The sequence below is a fragment of the Pseudomonas sp. Pseusp49 genome, from assembly GCF_059491875.1.
In genome coordinates this window covers 4,613,904-4,635,718 of record NZ_CP168514.1, presented here as the reverse complement: position 1 = coordinate 4,635,718, position 21,815 = coordinate 4,613,904, and the positions used below count along the sequence as shown (strand labels likewise).

The window sequence follows — 21,815 nt, the reverse complement described above, 5'->3', positions numbered from 1 at the left end:
TCGTCCCGCGCCTTTACCCAGACAGATCGAGGGCAATCCAAAATGGCCAATTTCAACAAGTCGGACCTGGAGTTCATCCTCAAGCAAATCTTCATCGCAGAAGCGAATGCCGACGGCGCCAGCCTCAGTGATTTGCTTCCCAACAGTCAGGTGCCATTCGGCCTGCGTACCGTCGATGGCAGCTTCAATAACCTGGTCACCGGCCAGAGTGAATTTGGCGCCTCGGACAACGCCTTCCCGCGCCTGCTTGATCCTTCCTTTCTATCGCCGGCATACGCCGGGACCGGGACGGTGATCGACCCGCAACCACGGATTATCAGTAACCTGGTCGTCGACCAGACCGCCAACAACCCGGCGGCCTATGCCGCAGCTTTCGACCCGGGCCTGGACGGTGTGCTCAACTTCGGCACGGCGGGTAATGACGACGTACTCAAGGATGGCGTACAGATAGTCTCCAGCCCTGGTCTGGATGGGGTGTTTGGCACGGCCGATGACAAGGACGTGTTCTTCATGCCCAACGTCTCGCCAGACGTCGGCCTGACCGCCAGTTTCAACTCGTGGATGACCTTCTTCGGTCAGTTCTTCGACCACGGTCTCGACCTGGTCACCAAGAGCGCTACCGACGTCGTGTTTATTCCGCTGCAGCCGGACGATCCATTGTTCGTACCGGGCAGCCCGACCAACTTCATGGTGCTGTCCCGTGCCGTGCGTACGGCTGGCGCGGACGGAGTAATCGGCACGGCCGATGATGGCCAGCCCAACACCACTTCGCCGTTCGTGGACCAGAGCCAGACCTACAGTTCGCACCCGTCGCATCAGGTGTTCCTGCGTGAGTACGTGCTCAATGCCGCAGGCGATCCTGTTGCAACAGGACGCTTGATTACCAACCGCGATCTCGGCGCCGACGGCGTATTCGGCACTGCCGATGATGGCGCCGGTGATGGCATGGCGACCTGGAAGGTGGTCAAGGCACAGGCCCGTGACATACTCGGCATCGACCTGACTGACGCCGATGTACACAATGTTCCGCTGCTGGCAACCGATGCTTACGGCAACTTCATCCGTGGGCCGAACGGCATGCCGCAAGTGGTGATTCGCATCAGCAACGGAGCCGACGGCATCGCCGGGACGGCTGATGACGTCACTCAACTGGTCGAAGGCAACCGGGCTGCCCCGATCAGCCTGGCCAACGCCGTGAGCACCGGACATGCCTTCCTCGACGACATCGCCCACAATGCCGCGCCGGTCGTCGTCGGCGGGGTCCTGCAGGCGGATGCCGACATCGCTGTCGGCAATGCGCAGCCCGTTGGCCCGACCGGCAACAACCTGACCTATGACAACGAATTGCTCGACGCCCACTACATCGCCGGCGACGGTCGGGTCAACGAGAACATCGGCCTGACCACCGTGCACCATGTGTTCCACTCCGAGCACAACCGCCTGGTCCAGCAGTCCAAGGACACCATCCTTGCCTCCGGCGACCTGGCCTTCCTCAATGAGTGGCTGGCTGACGACGTGACCGCGATACCGACTACACCCGCCGAGATCGCGGCGCTGGTGTGGGACGGCGAACGCCTGTTCCAGGCCGCCAAGTTCGGCACCGAGATGCAGTACCAGCACCTGGTGTTCGAAGAGTTCGCGCGCACCGTTCAGCCACAGGTCGACGAATTCCTTGCGCCCAACGGCTATGACACCTCGATCAACCCGGCAATCCTCGCCGAGTTTGCCCACGTGGTGTACCGCTTCGGCCACTCGATGTTGACCGAGACCGTCGATCGCTTCGACCCCGCATTCAATCCACTGCTCACTAACCCGGCCAACCCGGACTCGCAACTGGGGCTGATCGCGGCCTTCCTCAACCCGCTGGCGTTCGCCGGTAGCGGGGTGACTGCGGACGAGGCGGCAGGGGCGATCATTCGCGGTGTGACCCGCCAGGTCGGCAACGAGATCGATGAGTTCGTCACCGAAGCGTTGCGCAACAACCTGCTTGGCCTGCCGCTCGATTTGCCGGCCCTGAACCTGGCGCGTGGTCGCGACACTGGCATTCCCACCTTGAATGAAGCGCGGCGTGAGTTCTATGCATCAACCGGTGACAGCCAGCTCAAGCCCTACATCAGTTGGGCTGACCTGGCGGACAGCCTCAAGCACCCCGAGTCACTGGTCAACTTCATCGCGGCCTTTGGCACGCATAGCACGATCACGGCGGCGACCACGCTGGCAGACAAACGCGCTGCAGCCTTGGCGCTGGTACTCGGTGGTGCGGGTTCGCCGGCTGACCGCCTGGACTTCCTCAACAGCACCGGTGCCTATGCCAACGTAACGACGGCCGGCAAGGATGGGATACTGGGAACAGCAGATGACCAGACAGGTGTGACGGTCACAGGCGTCGACGACATCGACTTCTGGGTCGGCGGTCTTGCCGAACAGAAGATGCCGTTCGGCGGCATGCTCGGATCGACGTTCAACTTCGTGTTTGAAACCCAGATGGAAGCGTTGCAGAACGGCGACCGCTTCTACTACCTGTCGCGTACCGCGGGCCTGAACTTCGGCACTGAGCTTGAGAACAACTCCTTTGCCAAGCTGATCATGCTCAATAGCGATGTCACCCACCTGTCGAACACCGTGTTCCTGACGCCGACGTTCACCCTCGAGGTGGATCAGACCCATCAGTTCACCGGCCTGGGTGTAGCCGGCCGCGATGATCCGACAGGCGGCATCATGATCAACGGCGTGGAAGTCGTACCGCTGGTGATTCGCGACAACCCCGACACCGTCGGTCCGGACACCAATTATCTGCAGTACACCGGTGAAGACCATGTTGTCATGGGCGGCACCGCCGGCAATGACATCATCATCTCCGGTGACGGCGATGACACCGTTTACGGCGATGCCGGGAACGACCGCCTCGAAGGCGGTGCGGGGAACGATGCGGTGCTGGGCGGCGATGGCGATGACATCATCAGCGACTCCTTCGGCGACAACCGCCTGGAAGGTAATGCCGGTAACGATGTGATCGTGGCCGGCAGCATGCTTGCATTGGGCAACCTGATCCTGGGGGGCGATGGCCAGGACTTCATCATCACCACCGAAGACATCACCACCACCTTCGGTGGCCAGGGTGACGACTTCATCCTCGGTGCCAAGACCAACTTGCCTCCTACCGGCAACGCAGGTGATGACTGGATCGAGAAGGGCACCCAGGACGGAGCACCTGGCGATAACTTCTCGCCGTTGCTCACTGACGATGTGATCGGCAACGATATCTTTGTCGGCGGCGGTGGCTTCGACGAAATGATCGGCGAGGGTGGCGATGACATCTTTGTCGGCAGCGATGCCCAGGACAAGATGGACGGCATGTCCGGCTTCGACTGGGTCACCTACAAGAACGACAAGGTCGGCGTGACCGTTGACCTGAGCCTGGCCGCGCTGGCGCAGCCACACGGCAATGCACCAAACCAGAACGCCGGGGTGTTCAATCCGGTCGGCGCCTCGCCGGCCTCGATTCTTGACCGGTTTGCCGAGGTCGAAGGCTTGTCCGGTTCGAGTTTCGGCGATGTGCTCAAAGGCGATGATGTTGATGCAGTCACAATCGTCAACCACGGTGGTGCCACGGGCAGTGCGCTGACCAATGTGGCGTTGATCCGCGGACTGGACCAGTTCCTGGCCGATGCCGGCTTGCCGGTCACCGGCTTTGCCACTGGCAACATCATCCTCGGCGGCGATGGCAGTGACCTGATCGAAGGTCGCGGTGGCGATGACCTGATCGACGGCGACAAATGGATCAACGTCAGGATTGCCGTTTATGCCCCTGGCGACGTCAACCATACCGGTCCCGAAGTCGCTTCCTTCGACAGCATGGTCGATATGATCCCGTTCATGCTGGACGGTACCTTCAACCCCGGTCAGCTCAAGGCCGTGCGGGAAATCCTGCCCGGTACTTCGACCGGCGGGGCGGCCTTCGACACGGCCATTTACTCCGGGCTTCAGAGCGAGTACACGGTGACCGTCGACGATCGCGGCACCGCCGATCTGGCGGACGACGTCTATACCGTGACAGACAGCGTAGCGGGCCGTGACGGCGCCGATACCCTGCTGCATATCGAACGCCTGCAGTTCTCCGATAACCAGCAAGTGCTGGTGGACGGGCTCAATGCCCAACCGACTGGCAGTCCGACTATCACCGATGGCAACGGCGGCGCGATCGTCGTGGGCGACACGCTGACTGTCAGCGTGGCCGGGCTGCGCGATGCCGACAACATCACGGCGGGTAATCCGCTGGGCTTGATCAACAGCTCCGTGTCCTACTACTGGCAGTTCGAGGCAACTCCGGGCAGTGGCGTTTTCGAGGACATCATCCTGTTGCCGGCCGGTGACCTGGCGTTCCAGAGTGCCGATGGCACCTCGTTCAAGGTCTCTCCCGACCTTGCCGGGCTGTCGTTGCGGGTCAAGGCGATCTACCAGGATGCCCATGGCACCACTGAAATGATGTTCTCGCAGCCGACCTCCGTGGTGGCTCCGGGCACACCGGTCGTACCGACGGCGCCAGTACCGGTCGTGGATGCAACCGCCGGTGGCGCAGGCCTGCACATGGTCCGCTCCGACCTCAACTTCATTCTTGACCAGATCAAGATTGCCGAGGCTGAAGCGTCCGGTCAGGACATCCTCTCGCTGATCCCGAACATCCGTGCGCCATTGGGCCTGCGGGCGGTCGACGGGTCGAACAACAACCTGCTGAACCTCAACGGCAATAATCACACCGAGTTTGGTGCTGCCGACAACGTCTTTCCGCGGTTGAGCGATCCGGTCTTCAATCCGGCGGAAGGGGGAACGACGTATGCGAGCAACGGCGGCCTTGTGATTGACTCGCAGCCGCGCACCATCAGTAACCTGATCGTCGACCAGACGTCGAACAACCCGGCGGCCTATGCCACGGCATACGATCCGGGCGTGGACGGAGTGCTCAACTTCGGCGCGGTGGGTAACGACGACGTGCTCAAGGATGGCGTACAGATAGTCGCCAGCCCCGGCCTGGACGGTCAGTTCGGTACTGCCGATGATCACGACGTGTACCTGTTCGAGAACACTGCGGCGGATGCGGGGCTGTCAGCTCCGTTCAACGCCTGGATGACTTTCTTCGGGCAGTTCTTCGACCATGGCCTGGACCTGGTGACCAAAGGTGGCTCGGGCACTGTCTTCATTCCGCTTCAGCCGGATGATCCACTGTTTGTCCCAGGTAGCCCGACCAACTTCATGGTCCTGACCCGCGCGACCAATCAGCCAGGGCCTGATGGCGTTCTCGGCACCGCCGACGACATCCATGAGCACACCAACACCACCACGCCGTTCGTGGACCAGAACCAGACCTACAGTTCTCACCCGTCGCATCAGGTGTTCCTGCGCGGATATGAACTGACCGCCGACGGCCCTGTCGCGACAGGCCGGTTGATCACTAACCGTGACCTGGGAGCGGATGGTACCTTTGGTACCGCTGACGACGTTGAAATCGGTGGCATGGCCACCTGGAAGGTGGTCAAGGCGCAGGCCCGTGACATTCTCGGTATCAACCTGACCGACGCCGATATCGACAGCGGCCCGCTGCTGGCGACTGACGCCTATGGCAATTTCCTCAAGGGGCCGAACGGCTTCCCGCAGATTGTCATTCGGGTCAACAACGGGGTAGACGGCATTGCCGGCACCGCCGATGACGTCACTACGCTTGTCGAAGGCAATCCGGCCAGTCCGGTCAGCCTCGTGAACGCAGTGCGCACGGGGCATGCCTTCCTTAACGACATCGCGCACAACGCCACTCCGGTCGTTGTCGGTGGCGTTCTGCAGGCGGACGCTGACACCGATGTCGGCAATGCGCAGCCTGTTGGCCCAGGCGGCAACAACCTGACCTACGACAACGAACTGCTCGATGCTCACTACATCGCCGGCGACGGTCGGGTCAACGAGAACATCGGCCTGACTGCAGTGCATGCGATCTTCCACTCCGAGCACAACCGCCTGGTCCAGCAGACCAAGGACACCGTGCTCGATTCGGGTGACGTGGCCTTCCTCAATGAGTGGCTGCTCAATCCGGTGACCGCATTGCCTGCCACCCAGGCCGAGTTCGATGCGCTGCAGTGGAATGGCGAGCGCTTGTTCCAGGCTGCCAAGTTCGGCACCGAGATGCAGTATCAGCACCTGGTGTTCGAGGAGTTTGCGCGGACCATCCAGCCTAACATCGACCTGTTCTTCGCACCGACCCAGGTCTATGACGTCGACCTCGATGCCTCGATCGTTGCCGAGTTCGCCCACACCGTGTACCGGTTTGGCCACTCGATGCTGACCGAGACCGTCGATCGTTACGATATCGACTTCAATGTGATAGGTGATCCCGCCAGTGCCAACCCCGATCAGCAAATGGGCTTGATCGCGGCGTTCCTCAACCCGCTGGCGTACGCCGCCAGTGGCGTATCGCCAGAGGATGCAACCAGTGCAATCATACGCGGGGTAACACGGCAAGCCGGTAACGAAATCGACGAGTTCGTCACCGAGGCGCTGCGCAACAACCTGCTCGGCCTGCCGCTCGACCTGCCGGCGCTCAACATCGCCCGTGGCCGCGACGTGGGGATTCCTTCACTCAACGCCTTCCGCCGCGACATCTACAGTCAAACCGGTGACACCCAACTCAAGCCGTACAACAGCTGGGTCGACCTGGTGCAGCACCTCAAGCATCCGGAGTCGTTGATCAACTTCATCGCCGCCTATGGCACGCATGACACGATCACGGCGGCGACCACGCTGGAAGGCAAACGCGCTGCAGCGCTGGCGCTGGTCTTCGGTGGTGCGGGTGCACCGGCTGACCGCCTGGACTTCCTCAACGGCAGCGGTGCCTGGGCCAACGTGACGCTGCCTGGCAGGGATGGAGTGCTGGGTACTGCCGATGACCTGAAGGGGGTGACGATCACAGGCGTCGATGCCATCGATATGTGGATTGGCGGCCTGGCCGAACAGAAAACTCCGTTCGGCGGCATGCTCGGCTCGACCTTCAACTTCGTGTTCGAGAACCAGTTGGAAAAACTGCAGGACGGCGATCGCTTCTACTACCTGGAGCGCACCTCTGGCCTGTCGATGAATGCCGAACTCGAAAGCAACTCGTTCGCCAAGCTGATCATGGCCAACTCCTCGGCCACGCACTTGCCGGGCCTGGTGTTCTCGGATCCGGGGTTCTACCTGGAAGTGGACCAGGGCAAGCAATTCAACGAAGGCCTGGTCTCCGTTGATCCGCTCGGCCCGAACGGCGAGCAGGTGGTGTTCCGCGACAACCCGCTGACCGTGGGGGCAGACACCAACTACATCCGCTACAACGGTGCCGAGCACATCGTGCTGGGTGGCACCGATAACGACGACATCCTCATCTCCAGTGAAGGTGATGACACGGTCTGGGGCGATGGCGGCAACGATCGCATCGATGGCGGTGACGGCAACGACCAACTGCGTGGTGGTACCGGCGACGACATCATCACTGACACCGGTGGCGACGATAACATCCAGGGTGGCGACGGCAACGACGTGCTGCATGGAGGCAACGGCGTCAACCTGATCATCGGCGGGTTCGGCAACGACTTCATCGTCACTGGTGAGGACGCCTCCGAAGCCATTGGTGGCCAGGGCAACGACTTCATCCTGGGCAGCAAGGCCAACGAACAGGACATGGGTAACGAAGGCGACGACTGGATCGAGAAGGGCACCTCGGACGGTGCACCTGGCGACAACTTCGACCCGCTCGGCAACGACCCTGTAATCGGCCACGATGTATTCGTCGGCGGTAACGAGAACGACAAGTTCAACGGCGAAGGCGGTGACGACATCATGGTCGGCAGTCTCGGCATGGGTGACCGCTATATCGGCGGCTCCGGCTATGACTGGGCAACCTTCAAGGATCTCGCCCAAGGCGTGACCATCGATTACAGCGATCGCTTCTTCGATGTGCCACCGGTGCCGGGTTCAGGTGCTTCGGCGCTGGTGCGGTTCGACATCATGGAAGGTCTGTCGGGGTCGTCTCACGGTGACTTCCTGCGCGGTGACAACGAAGATGCAACTTCGCTGCCTACCGCGGGTGCAACCGGCAGTGTGCTGACCAACATCAGCCTGATCAACGGTCTGTCTGATCTGCTGGCAGCCGGAGCGACGTTCTTCGACGGCGGCAACATCATCCTTGGCGGCAGCGGCAGCGACCTCATCGAAGGTCGCGGTGGTGACGACATCATTGATGGTGACAAGTGGCTGAACGTGCGCATCAGCGTACGGGCGAACGCTGATGGCACTGGCGCGGAAATCGCCAGCTTCAACAGCATGGAGCCGATGGTCCAGGCAATGCTGAACGGTACTTACAACCCGGGCCAGTTGGTCATCGTGCGGGAGATTCTGAGCGGCACTGACAGCTTCGACACCGCAGTGTTCTCCGGTAATGCATCGGAGTACACCGTCACAGTCGATGGCAATGCTGTCATCGTGACTGACCTGGTGGCGGGCCGTGATGGCGTCGATCGCCTGACCGGCATCGAGCGCCTGCAGTTCGCTGACCAGGCGCAGGCGTCAGGCGTTGGCACCGCCTTGAACAGCGGGCCTGTGGGGCGTCTGGCGATCCTTGATAATGCCACCGGTGCGCGTGAGGATACGCCTGTCGCCGGCCAGTTGTTGCGCGTCAGCGATCAGTCGATCCGCGACCTGGACAACGTGGGTGCGGGCAATCTGACTGGCGCGGTTACCGGTCCGGTGGCTTACTACTGGCAGGTCGAAAACGTTGCGGGCTCGGGTGTCTATGAAGACATCACCTTTGTCGCCGCCGGTGAGGTATCGCGGGCGATCGGTGCCACCTATCTGGTGGCGGATGATGTCGCCGGTCTGAACATCCGTGTTCGGGCGGTGTATCAGGATGCCAAGGGTACGCTGGAGTTCGTCAGTTCGTCGGCGAACAACGCACCGACTGCCGGGCCGACCGTTACTGGCCTTGCGACGCAGAATCAGGTGTTGACCGCTGACCCGTCGACCATCATCGATGTCGATGGTCTGAGCAATCCGCAGTTCACCTTCCAGTGGCAGGTGACCAACGGCGTCAACTTCGTCAACATCGCCGGGGCCACCGGTAGCACGCTCACGCTTACCCAGGCTCAGGTCGGTAATCAGGTGCGGGTGGTGGTCAGTTACGTCGATGACTTCGGCGTCGCCGAAAGCGTTGCGTCCGATGCCACGGCACCGGTGGTCAACGTCAACGATGCACCGACAGGCGCGTTGCTGATCAGCGATACCACACCGACCCAAGGGCAGGTGCTGACCGCACAGACGGCCGGGATTGTCGATCCGGACGGGGTGGGCACCTTCAGCTACCAGTGGCAGCAAGGTACCGGGACTACCTTCACCAATATCGCCGGCGCGACCAACGCGACTTTCACCCCGGGTGCGGCGCAGATCAACCAGCAACTGCGGGTGATCGCACGCTATACCGATGGCTTCGGCACGCTGGAGTCGGTGACCTCTGCGGCGACGGCGCTGGTCGTGCTGCTGGGTGCGGTGCAAACGGGTGACGCCCTGGCGAACACCCTCAACGGTACCGCAGGTAGCGATGTGCTGTTTGGCTTGGGCGGGAACGATACGCTCAATGGCCTGGGTGGTGTCGACCAGTTGTTTGGCGGCCTTGGCGACGACTCTCTCAGCGGCGGGGACGGCAACGACTTCCTCAATGGCGAGGAAGGCAATGACTTCCTTAACGGTGGTGCGGGTAATGACCAGATGCTCGGCGGTGTCGGCAACGACACCTACCGCGTCGATTCAGTCGGCGATGTGCTGATCGAGTTGACGGGTGAGGGTGCGGATTCCGTACAGACGACACTCAACAGCTACACACTGGGCGCCAACGTGGAGCACATGATCTATCTCGGCACCGCCAACTTCACCGGCAACGGCAACGCGTTGAACAACATCATGACCGGTGGGACGGCCAATGACACCCTCAACGGCGGTGACGGCAACGACACACTGATCGGTGGCGCCGGCAACGACCTCCTCTCTGGCGGTGCGGGCAATGACCGGATGGTCGGTGGCGCCGGCAACGACACCTTCCGCGTCGATTCGAGCGGAGACCAGGTGGTCGAGACGGCGGGTGAGGGTGCGGACTCCGTACAGACGACACTCAACAGCTACACATTGGGTGCCAACGTCGAGCACATGATCTTCACCGGAACCGGCAACTTCACCGGCAACGGCAACGAGCTGGGCAACATCATCACCGGCGGGGTAGGTAATGACACCCTCAGCGGTGCTGACGGCAACGACACCTTGCTCGGTGGAGCCGGCAACGACTTCCTCAATGGTGGTGCGGGCAATGACCGGATGGTCGGTGGCGTCGGTAACGACACCTTCCGCGTCGACTCAACCGGGGATCTGGTGACCGAGGTGGCGGGTGAGGGTGCGGACTCCGTACAGACGACACTCAACAGCTACACCCTGGGAGCCAACGTCGAGCACATGATCTTCACCGGCGTCGGCAACTTCACCGGCAACGGCAACGCGTTGAACAACATCATTACCGCTGGAGCCGGTAATGACACGCTCAACGGCGGTGACGGCAACGACACCTTGCTCGGTGCAACCGGCAACGACTTCCTCATTGGCGGTGCGGGCAATGACCGGATGGTCGGTGGCGTCGGCGGCGATACCTTCAACGTCAATTCAACCGGGGATCTGGTGACCGAGGTGGCGGGTGAGGGTGAGGACTCAGTGCAGACGACACTCAACAGCTACACCCTGGGTGCCAACGTCGAGCACATGATCTTCACCGGCGTCGGCAACTTCGTCGGCACCGGCAACGCGTCGAATAACGTCATCACCGGCGGGGTGGGTAATGACACCCTCACCGGCGGCGACGGCGGCGACACCTTGCTGGGCGGTGCAGGCAACGACATCCTCGATGGCGGTGCCGGCAACGACGCTATGACGGGTGGTGCCGGCAACGACACGATGAATGCCAGCGCTGGCGACGATGTCTTCGTGTTCGGACCGGCCTTCGGCAACGATCGGATCATCGGCTTCGATGCCAACGCGGCGGGTGGCCAGGATCTGCTCAACTTCGTCGGGGTCGGCATCACGGCTGCGACGTTCAACAGCAGTGTCAACGTCTTCGACCAAGGAGCGGATACGTTGCTCACCTTCGGAGCCGGTTCCATCACCCTGGTAGGTGTGGGAGACCCGAACACCATCTCGGCCGCAGACTTCATTCTGGCCTCTTGATGTTCTGACAAACACTGTCGCAAGGAGCGTGGACCACGGAGGGGAGGGCAATGGATGCCCTCCCTTTTTTTTTCCACTCGATGACCCATCGTGAGTCGGGGTGCCAGCAGCGTACTGGAGCTCAACAAAGCAGGCTGGAACCGAGCTGCGAAATCAAAAAAATGGTAAAGGGGAAACCTGGCCGTGAACATTTCAGCCATCTGCATCTTGAGCAGCCTACTGGTTTCCGTCGCGGCTTCTGCTACCGGGGCCGCTTCGGTCTTCGACCTGGACTTCACCAGATCAGCCATGGAAACGCTGGAAAAACTGGATATCAACGACGCTTGCATTATCTCCGTATCAAGTCCTGCCGCGTTTACCTTCTGCCGAGAAGGATCGTCAACACTCTGGAAGTATCAGGTGCTGGATCTGGAGCAACAGGCGGCGATGCAGGTGGGGCAAAAGCGCTCTGTGACGGACTATCAACGAATTACCGTTGTGCAACTCAATAGCGTTGCCTGCGAGCAGGATCACCTTGCAGCCTTGGCTGAACCGGCCATCAGGCGAGGACTTGCCCTTGGCCTGATCACCCTGTTTCTGTTGGTCGGCCTGCGGCAAACCTACCGGGCAATCAGGCAGGGTTATTACGTACAGGCCGGTGTTGCGAGGCCCGGTTTTCAGCGATTGAGCGAATCCGGATTACCGCAAAATTCAACGGTCATGGCGTTGCTCGCCTGGGGTATGGCGGCAGCTACGGCTTTTGTGTATTTCGGCTTTTGAGTCTGGGGCGAACAGCGTTCATCCATCAGACGGAGTGAGCTCGCTGGCTCACACGCTTGAGCACCTGCCAGTAAGTGGGTGGTGGCGGCACGATGCCGCGTTGCCGCAAAAGAGCATGCAACTTCGGCAGGCGAAAATACGGCACCGATGCCATCAGATGGTGCTCGATGTGGAAGTTGACCCGGATAGGCGCCACGCAAGCGCGGGCGATCAAACCGGCCTGTGTGGTTCGCGTATTGCGAAGGACGTCCGTGTCTGGTTCCAGGCAGGCATGTTCCGCCATGGAACGAATGCGGATGAACAACGGGAACGGCGTGACATAGGCCAGCACCCACACGCCGTACAACCACGCCTGTCCACTGATCCAGAATGCGGCAAGGAGCAGGCCGTTGGTGAGCAGCATTCCGCTGGCGTTTCTGAAAAAGGTCCGTGGGTAATCCCACCAGCGACGACCTGCCTGTGGCAGGCGGCGGATATCGCTGGTGAGCGACCACTGCAGCACGCCGGCATCCATCAGCACGCGTCCCGCCAGGAACTTGAGCCCGGTAATGCCTGAAAGATCACGCAGGCACTTGCGCATCATGGAGCGGCGCGTCGCAGGCAATCCGGCAACCAGGCAGAGATCGGGATCGTCGACGGATGAGGTCTTGGCGTGATGAGTCAGGTGATAGGGACGATATTTGCGCAGCTCGTTCCAGATCGGCCGGGCGCACACCCAATCGACCAGTACGTCATTGCACCATTTGCTCTTGAACAATGTTCCGTGCGCGGCGTCGTGCTGCAAAATGCCAAGGCACAACTGGCGTCCGGCAATAATCACGACACCCACGATCAGAGCGGGACTGAATCCCCACCAGGGCAAGAATTCGCGGGCCCAGGCCAGGCTTGTAAAGGCCAAGGCCAACACGCCCCAGGTAGACACCACCGCCCAGGCACCCCAGAGGTCTGAGCGTTCGCTGAAGGATTTGATTTCGTCGCGGCTGAGAATATCGCTGATTTTGGTTTTGTTATGCATGTCTATCCTCGACATCAAGGGCCTGGAACGGCACGGGTGATGAGTCAGTTGAGTCTTCAGGGGTGTTGCAGAAAGGTGCGCCAGATTTGGTGGCCGCGATCCACGAATCGCTGGGTGCAGGCAAAGAACTCTGTGCGCAGCGCCACATCGACCATAGGTTCCGGTAGCAGGGGATCGAAGACGATCTGGCGGATGCCTTCGCGACCGAGGATGAAAGACTCGCGTGCGGCCATGTCCGGCTTCAGTTGCCCGGCGCGCAGTGTCCAGCTTTCCAATTGCTCGCAATGGCGGCGGTAGCTGTCGTCGAGCAACTCACCCTTCCACAGGTTTTGTATTCGCTGCGCCTGCGCCTCTTCGAAGCCCTGGGCCTGGAAAACCAGTGCGGCCGGTTCCAGGCCGAGTTCGATCAAACGTCGACGCAACGACTCGATATCAGGCGAGATATTGTTCGGGCGTACGTACAGGTCTTTGTCCAGCTCCGCGAAACCCAGCATGTGCAGGGCCCGTTCACGCTGGCGCAAGATGTTGCGATCACTGCGCCCCAGGGCGTTGCACGCCACCATCAGATAACTGCCGTCCCACGGCCGCAGATGCTGCTCCACGTTGCGCCACTCGAACAACTGCGCCGAGATGTCCCTGGCCTGCGGCCCCAGCTGATAACTGCCTCGGCCCGCACCTTCCAGCAACGCTTCGATAGTGAGGCGCGCCAAGGTGACCCGGACGTTGTTTTCGCTGATGCCGAATAGCTCGCAGGCTACGATGGCTTCCCTGACCTGCAGAGGGGCGCCGTTTTTAGCGACCAGCAGTTCGAGCACCAGGCTTTTTACGCAAGGTTTCATTGTCTTTCCAGGTCATTACAGGTTCTGAATAAATCTATCGTGATGTGTAATATTACACAATAGTAAGTTAATTCATTTTTGGTGTAATGATCAGGGTGACGGCCTTATGTCATGCACCGGTCTGGAAAACGCCTTCGCCGGCAAGCCGGCTCCCACAGGGATTTGCGTCGCTCACAAAACGAGGGTGAATCCGCGTTCTCTGTGGGAGCTGGCTTGCCAGCGAAGACGGCCTCGGGTCACGCACCGGCCTGGAAAACGCCTTCGCCGGCAGGCCGGCTGCCACAGGGATTTGCGTCGCTCACAAAACGAGGGTGAATCCGCGTTATTTGTGGGAGCTGGCTTGCCAGCGAAGACGGCCTCGCGTCAGGCGCCGGCCTGGAAAACGCCTTCGCCGGCAAGCCGGCTGCCACAGGGTTTTGCGTCGCTCACAAAACGAGGGTGAATCCACGTTCTCTGTGGGAGCTGGCTTGCCAGCGAAGATCGCCTCACGTCAAACGCCGGCCTGGAAAACGCCTTCGCCGGCAGGCCGGCTGCCACAGGGTTTTGCGTCGCTCACCAAACGAGGGTGAATCCGCGTTATTTGTGGGAGCTGGCTTGCCAGCGAAGACCGCCTCACGTCAGGCGCCGGCCTGGAAAACGCCTTCGCCGGCAGGCCGGCTGCCACAGGGTTTTGCGTCGCTCACCAAACGAGGGTGAATCCGCGTTCTCTGTGGGACCTGGTTTGCCAGCGAAGATACCTTGGGCTGCCTGATCAACGGCGGTTTACCGCTCCAGGCGTGGCCACTACCCACCTTGTGGCAGCACCCGAGCATTATTCCCCGAGCCTTCGATGTAAACGTTCATGCCTTTGCTCAGGGCTGGATTGATCGGCTGGGTCACCGATACCAGCACGCCACTTTTCACCCGCACGATGACCTGTTGCGCCGCTACCGGCTGGTCATACTTTTTCTTCTCTGCATAGTTACCGCCCACCGCACCGGCGAGTGCGCCGGCAACCATCGCGACGTCGCGCCCGGTGCCACTGCCGATCAGGCTGCCGATACCGAGGCCGCCAAGGCCCCCGAGTACGGCGCCGACACCACTGTCATGATTGGTCTGCATCTGCGTCAGCGATATCTGCTCGATCTTGCCCGAGCGAATCTCCATTTCACCGGCGCCGCCATCGTTCGACCCCACGGCGGAACAGGCACTGATCAAGACCGTCGCCAACGTGACCGTCAGCCAGGACATGATTGCTTTCATAGCTGTACACCTCGTCATTGGTATTTGATGGCAATGCCTTTGAGCTTGCGACCCTGGATCGTATCGATGTCGCGGTTCCACAGAGGACCGGTCACGTAGGCGGCGACGGGTTGGATCCGGTCGTAAACCACCACCACCGCGTCTGCACCCAGCTTGGCGCCTTCTTCACGCAGTTTCTGTTCGACCTGGGTGATGGGCGGTGCCGGGTCGACGCTGGCATCAATCAGGATTTCGCCCAAACGCACACTGGGTCGCGTCGGTTCCGTGCGTAATATCTGGACTTCGGCGGGCAGGGTCGGAGCAGGGTGCTCGACCCCGACGTAGGCGGTCGTCTGGGCATCCACCGTTGCGCAAGCGCTTAACGCAAGCGCGCTGGCGATGAGCGCTGCGGCGATTAAAGGTCTGTGCAAATGTGTGAGTCGAAGCAATGCATGGGAAGCCATATCAGCCATTCCTCTTCCGGGAGCGATTCAGCCGCCAACATCGGTTGGCGGGTTGAATCAGGGATTCAACTGCGGATGAATGCCCAGAGATCGACGTTCAACTTGTCGATCGCCGCCTTGAAGTCCTGGGCGGTGATTTTCTGGGTTTCGTTGGACAGTTGCTTGCCGAACACCTTGCGCACGACCCTGACCACAGTCTGGTTGTCTCTCGCGTCGATGAGCTCGGCCTCGATATACAGCTCGGTGTCCTGATCGCGGTGACCGGTAGCCGCCTGTGTCGCCCCGACGACAGCGGCGATGGGCACCACTTCATACCATTTCATGCCTTCGTTGGAGGCGCTCACGCCGGTAATCGCGGCGCGCAGGATCAAGGGTTTCGAACCTTTTGGCGCGGCACTCGTGTGGTGGACCATCCGGTATTTCTGCCCCAGCGTCGCCTTGACCCTGTTGCTCATGTAGTCCCGGATGTCATCGAGTGTCTGCTGGTTGACCCGCTCATTGGGCTTGGGCGCCGGATACAGTTCCAGTCGCTCGAACGCTACCGTGTCATAGGCATTGGGGTTCCACGATGGGCTCACCCAGCGCATCGCCGTACCGCCGCTGGGCGTGGTGACCTCCTGCAGATTGTCGTAGTTGGACAGGTAGCCGGAGTACTGCGTCTGTTCAGTGACTTTGGAGGTGCAACCGCCGAGCAGAAGCCCGGCCACGGCGGCACCGAAAAGCAGGTTTCGGGACAGATTCATGATGCTGTGTGCTCCTCGGATGAAGTCGCTTTGGTGTGGCAAGACACTCAAAAGCGCCAGGTCATGTTTCCGGTCACGGCTTGAATCCAGGCGCTGTCGAATTGACCGGAAATTCGATTGCCCGAAACGTTTCTGGTCTGGTCAACCGGCATGTCGCCAATCCAGATCATGGCCCAGCTGAGGTTGACGTCGGTGTCCTTGTCCAGCGCATAGGTGGCTCCTGTCGCAAGGCGCCAGGACTCGGCCATCGGTACGGTCACGGTGCGGTTGTGGTCCGACACGGCGCTGCTGTCGTACGCCACGCCGACGTTCCACAACCATTGCTCGGTGGCCTGGTATTGCGCGCCGAGCGACAGATGCCAGGTATCCTTGAAATGTGCGTCGACCGTGGTCGATTGGGAGCCAGCCGCGGTGGTGTCGACCTGCACCGCAATGTCGCCGAACTCTGACCAGTCCTGCCAGTTGAGCGAAGCGAGCAAGGCCCATTGCCGGTCCAGTTGCTGGAACAGGCTCAGGGTGACGGTTTGCGGCACCTTCATGTCGAGTTCGGTCTTGGTGTTGTTGACGCGCTCGAGCAGTCGGCCATCGCCATTCACGTCCAGCCGGTCCTCGAAGTCCAGATCGACCTGGCTGGTGTAGGTCAGGCCAATGCGTGTGCCGGCTTGCGGGGCGTAGATGACGCCGACATTCGCACCGAAACCCCAATCCTGGTCCTTGTACTTGAATTGGCCGTCTGTGCGGTCGGTAAAACCGAACGGCGAGCGGTCAATCGCGGTCTGGGCTTGCAGCATGCCGTACATGGCCTTGACCCCCAGACCCACCGACCATTGCTCGTTGAAGCGATAAGCCACGCTCGGCACCAACGACAAACCACCGAGGCTGGCGTTCTGTGCGAAGTAGCGCCCGGACCAGTCGTTGTCGTAATTGACCGCCAGGCCGAAATCGGCGTATTGGCCGAAGCCGACGCTCCAGTGATCGTCCAGTTCATGGCTGATGAAAAAACTGCCGCCGGGGATCGGGTCGAGGGCATTGCCGCTGCCGCTGCCCGGCACGTTGGTGTCGGCATCGCGATCGAACTTGAGGTTGCCGTAAAGCACCTGCAAGCCCGCGGTGATCTGTGTTCCCGGCAAGTAACTCAGGCCCGCCGGATTGCTGGCGATAGTGGAAGGGCCCTGGGCCCGGGCGGAGGCTCCGGCATTGGCCAGGCCGGCGTTATCGGTGCCGATTTCGTAAAGCATGATGCCGCCGGCGTTTGCTTGCTGGCTGCACAAGGCAAGTAGCGTAAAGGCAGGCAGTGCACCTGTTCTGGTTTGCATGGATCAGATCCCGGCAAATGTGCATTTTCGAATAAGGGTGAATTAACGAACGTCGAAAAACCTGAGTTACGTTCAAGTGGCCTGGTGGGGGCACACATAAGTGGTAGTTCATATTCTCGATATTGGAAGGAACAACTTGTGAATAGCGCCATCCAGGCTCGTTATTGTTTATTCAGGGTCGCGAAGTTGAACGCCAAAGCGCTTCATCCCCGGGCAGGATGAAGCGCAGTCCTGGTGGATTACTGGAGGGTGCCTGGCAGTAATTCAAAGGTCGGGGTAAACGGGGTGATTGCCGCCATCAACATTTCGAACGGTTTGCGGTTGCCTTCGAAGGTGGCCTTGCCGGTTGCGACGAGTTGCTCAAATCCGGTCTTGCGCGCCATCACGCCTTCCAGATCAGCACGGTCAAGGGTGATGGTGAGGTCGGCATTGCTGGCTTGTTGCCCCTTGATATTGGTCAATGTCGAGTTGCTCAACTCCACCACGAACTGCTCGCCGTTATCGGGCGTCTTGAGATTGAAGATGAAGTGTTGATCCGCGACTTTGCTGCCATCGAGGGCAATGCCCAGGTATTCGAGCCATAACTCGGTGCTCATGCCGCGAATCATGTCGGGGCCGCCGGTTTTTGGCGGCAAGCCCTTGGGCATGCCATGGCGCAGTTCATAGGCTGCCGAAAGGAAACTGTTGCGCACGCCGGCACTTTCCTTCTGATAACCGACTTGCTCATAGACATCCGCGAGCAAGTCCTTGGCCTTGCTGTTCTGCGGTTCGGCATACACCAGCTTGTTGAGGATTTCATAGGCTTCGCGGTACTTGCCCTGATCGAACAAGGATTGCCCCTTGGTCATGATCTTGTCGGCGCCTCCCATCATTTCCACGTAGAGCGGGGCCGAGTCCTTTGGCGATAGCGGCATCAGCGTCGCCGGATTGGCATCCCAGTAACCCAGGTAGCGGTTGATCACCGCACGACTGTTGTGCTCTTCCGAGCCGTGGTAGCTATGGGTCGCCCAGTTGTTTTTCAGGCTTTCGGGCAACTTGTAGACGTTTTGAATCTCGTTGATGGTGACGCCCTGGTTGGCGGCATGCAGCACGGCGTTGTTCAGGTTGGCGTAGGCGTCGCGTTGCGCGCGCATCACATCCTGAATCCGCTCGTTGCCCCAGCGTGGCCAGCTGTGGGAGGCGAACATGACGTCTGCCGTTTGACCGTAGCGATACAGGGCATTGTTGATGTTCTTCGACCAGACCAGCGGGTCGCGGACGAGGGCGCCGCGCAGGGTATAGATGTTATGGATGGTGCCGGTGATGTTTTCGGCGGCCCAGAACGCCTTGAACTGTGGGAACCAGGTATTCATCTCCGCAGGCGCTTCAGTGCCCGGCGTGCTCTGGAACTCCATTTCGATACCGTCGATGGTCAGGCTTTCGAAATCTTTGGCAATGTATCGGTTGGGCTCGATCAACCCCATGTTGCCAATCGAAGCATTTTTACCAATGGCCATGTCGACATGACCGTACGGGCTGTGGGGCAACAGCAAGCCATATTGCAAGAACGCCCGCCGGTTCATGGCGTTGCCGGCGTAGACGTTTTCAGCCACGGCATGCTCCATGAAGCCTTGCGGCGCAATCAGCGGGATCTTGCCGCTGCGGACATCGGCCTCGTCGACCACGCCGCGGATTCCGCCAAAGTGATCGGCATGGGAGTGGGAGATCACCACCGCCACGACCGGGCGCTTGCCCAGTTTTTCGTTGATGAAGTCCAGGGCGGCCCTGGCGGTTTCCTTCGACAGCAGCGTGTCGAAGACAATCCAGCCGGTGTCGCCCTTGATGAACGTGATATTGGCCAGGTCAAACCCGCGCACCTGGTAAATCCTTTCCGGAACGACTTCATAGAGGCCATAGGCCGTGTTGAGCACCGCCTGACGCTGCAGCGACGGATTGATGCTGTCGTAATCCTTGCCTTCATTCAGGAAGTTGTAGCTCCCCATGTTCCACGCGACGTTCCCGGCGTCGGCCATGATCTTCTTGTAGGGCGGTGCGGCGATAAAGCCTTTTTTCGCTTCTTCAAGGTCGCGCTTGTCGGCAAAGGGGAGTGTCTTGCGCACAGTGTTCTGCATGTCGACCGTGTAGGACGAAGGCGCCTTGCCTTTGCTGTCGAAGTGCACGTTTTGCGATGGAGCCGGATCGGAAGCTGCGCCGTTTGCATCGGCAGCGAAAACGCAAGGGCTGATGCCACCGCCAAGTGTGATCGCCAGTGCCAGATGGAGGGTCTTGTTGTACATGAAAGGTTCCTGCGCCAGATGAAATGTCCAGGGGCGTCAAGGCAACGCAAGCGTTCTGCGTTCTCGGCTTGACCCGTCGAACCATGAATAGCATATTGGTCTGATTCCTAAAAATTCCGTTTTAAATGTTTTCGATAACATAAAGGTTATGAAATGACGCCGAACCGTCTACGTCAGTTTTTGGCATTGATCGAGCACGCACACTTTGGCCGGGCCGCCAAGGCTCTGGGTGTTTCCCAACCGGCGCTGAGTAAAAGCATCCAGATGCTGGAACGCGAACTCGGGGTCACGTTGTTCGATCGACGCACCGACGGTGTGGTATTGACTGCATTTGGCCATTTGCTGCGGGAGAAGAGTCGGCGCCTGTTAGTGGCGGAGCAGGATCTGCGGCGTGACATCGCCTTGCTGGCGGGCGGGGATATCGGCGCACTGAAAGTCGCTTTCGGTCCTTACCCCAGCATCATCAGCGGCTACGCCGGCATCGCGCGGATGCATGCCCGGCATCCGCAAATCAGGGTGACGGCCCATGTGGCCGGGTGGCGCGAGGTGGCTCACCAGGTCACAACCGGCGTGGTGGATCTTGGCATCGCTGAAATCAGCACCTTGCAAGGCCGGGAAGAACTCACCTGCGAGCTGTTGGGGGAGCATGAAGGCCGCCTGTTCTGTCGCCCGGACCATCCGCTGCTTGGGCAAGACCGTCCTCTGACGCTGGCACAAACACTCGATTACCCCTGGGTGGCTTCGCGCATTCCCTTGCGGTTGGCGACCCACTTGCTTCCGGCAACGCTGGGCTGCGCCGGTGCCTATGATGCGCTGACCGGAGACTTCGTACCGGCCATTGAAATTGATGTCCCCATGCAAATCGTGAAGTTCGTCGAGAACAGCAACGCCCTGGCACTGGGGAATCTGTCGACGTTCGAGCGCGAATTGTCGGCGGGTGAAATCGCGCCGTTACCCGTTCAGGACCTCGCACTGCGTACCCGGTACGGCTTCATTTACCTAAAGGAGCGTTCGCTGCCACCCGCGGTAGAGGTGTTCATGCAAGAAGTGAGGGCCGTGGAGGCCGACGTTTGCCAGCGCGAAAGTCTGTTGGTCAAGATCATGGGGGCGTGAAAGCAAGGACAGATGACACTGTCAGCGTTTCTTCTATTTTTTTGCCTGATCACCGGGTGACAGGTGCGAAGTTGTCCAATGCGGATTTATTGAGGTACAGCCCATTTATTAATGAGCTATACCCAATGTTCCCCCATGCACTTCTTCCACTTTCGGAGGTTATTATGAATGCCCGCATCGTTCCACTCGCGCTACTCATGGCAGGTCTCTTCGGTTGCAGCACGGCTTCAAATCATTCAATGAATCTGCCTCTGGCTGCCACCCACAGAAATGCGGGCCAGACGGGCAACGCCACACTGACAGCCGAAGGCAACCAGACCAATTTTGATTTCTATATCACTGGCGTTCCGACCGGAACCCTCCTGCCGCCGCGCATTTACACCTTCATCAACAAAGGCAGCTGTCAGCAACCCGGACCTGTCGCCTATGCAATGAACGATAAGGTCAATACAAAAAATGAAGCCGGGTCCAATGGCTGGAGTTTTTACCGCAATGCGCCGATCGCAACGTCAGAGTTGCTTTCCGGAAAATATTCCGTCGTCGTGCGGACATCACCCGAAGACGGCAGCGTCGATATTTTCTGCGGCGATGTTGCGCAGGCAAAGCGATGAAATGAGGTGATCCAAGGAGGGGCGGCCTTGCGGCCGACACCTTGTAAATGCGCGTCTATACTCACCATCCGGTTAGTGGTAGGGCTGAGCACTGGGTATGCATAGGACTGGAGCCAATCGCCATTGCGGTCAAAGCTCAACATATTTAAGAAAGCCGCACCCGTGACGGATGACCGTCAGTATT

The 21,815-nt window shown here is 60.1% G+C and carries 11 protein-coding genes; 4 read left to right on the top strand and 7 right to left on the bottom strand.

Annotated features, from left to right (window positions below):
- Positions 1 to 42 precede the first annotated feature (42 nt).
- Positions 43 to 11,274: a peroxidase family protein gene (locus tag ACEN83_RS20650; protein ID WP_495578262.1), complete on the top strand. Its 11,232-nt coding sequence runs from the start codon at positions 43 to 45 to the stop codon at positions 11,272 to 11,274.
- Between the two features lie 183 nt (positions 11,275 to 11,457).
- Positions 11,458 to 12,033: a hypothetical protein gene (locus ACEN83_RS20645; protein ID WP_495578261.1), complete on the top strand. Its 576-nt coding sequence runs from the start codon at positions 11,458 to 11,460 to the stop codon at positions 12,031 to 12,033.
- Between the two features lie 25 nt (positions 12,034 to 12,058).
- Here the strand turns inward: ACEN83_RS20645 and ACEN83_RS20640 are convergent, their stop codons facing one another.
- From ACEN83_RS20640 to ACEN83_RS20610, 7 genes are all read right to left on the bottom strand, one after another.
- On the bottom strand, positions 12,059 to 13,048 hold the full coding sequence (locus tag ACEN83_RS20640) for a fatty acid desaturase family protein (protein WP_495578260.1): 990 nt from the start codon (positions 13,046 to 13,048) through the stop codon (positions 12,059 to 12,061).
- Positions 13,049 to 13,104: 56 nt separating this feature from the next.
- Positions 13,105 to 13,887 (bottom strand): PaaX family transcriptional regulator C-terminal domain-containing protein, encoded by a 783-nt coding sequence (locus ACEN83_RS20635; protein ID WP_495578259.1) that lies wholly within the window; start codon positions 13,885 to 13,887, stop codon positions 13,105 to 13,107.
- A gap of 783 nt (positions 13,888 to 14,670) precedes the next feature.
- A complete protein-coding gene (locus tag ACEN83_RS20630; RefSeq protein ID WP_495578258.1) occupies positions 14,671 to 15,129 on the bottom strand; it encodes a glycine zipper 2TM domain-containing protein in 459 nt (152 codons plus the stop codon).
- A 14-nt stretch (positions 15,130 to 15,143) separates the two neighbouring features.
- Complete coding sequence (locus ACEN83_RS20625; protein ID WP_116581291.1) at positions 15,144 to 15,572, bottom strand: hypothetical protein; 429 nt, start codon at positions 15,570 to 15,572, stop codon at positions 15,144 to 15,146.
- Positions 15,573 to 15,637: 65 nt separating this feature from the next.
- A complete protein-coding gene (locus tag ACEN83_RS20620; RefSeq protein WP_218483398.1) occupies positions 15,638 to 16,315 on the bottom strand; it encodes a DUF3313 domain-containing protein in 678 nt (225 codons plus the stop codon).
- Between the two features lie 47 nt (positions 16,316 to 16,362).
- Positions 16,363 to 17,631, bottom strand: a complete 1,269-nt coding sequence (locus ACEN83_RS20615) for an OmpP1/FadL family transporter (RefSeq protein ID WP_495578257.1) — start codon at positions 17,629 to 17,631, stop codon at positions 16,363 to 16,365.
- 239 nt (positions 17,632 to 17,870) lie between these two features.
- Positions 17,871 to 19,907 (bottom strand): alkyl/aryl-sulfatase, encoded by a 2,037-nt coding sequence (locus ACEN83_RS20610; protein WP_495578256.1) that lies wholly within the window; start codon positions 19,905 to 19,907, stop codon positions 17,871 to 17,873.
- Positions 19,908 to 20,060: 153 nt separating this feature from the next.
- Between ACEN83_RS20610 and ACEN83_RS20605 the strand changes: the two genes are divergently transcribed.
- Positions 20,061 to 21,020, top strand: coding sequence for a LysR family transcriptional regulator (locus ACEN83_RS20605; protein ID WP_495578255.1), 960 nt, complete (start codon positions 20,061 to 20,063; stop codon positions 21,018 to 21,020).
- A gap of 164 nt (positions 21,021 to 21,184) precedes the next feature.
- Positions 21,185 to 21,631 (top strand): hypothetical protein, encoded by a 447-nt coding sequence (locus tag ACEN83_RS20600; protein WP_116581296.1) that lies wholly within the window; start codon positions 21,185 to 21,187, stop codon positions 21,629 to 21,631.
- Positions 21,632 to 21,815 lie beyond the last annotated feature (184 nt).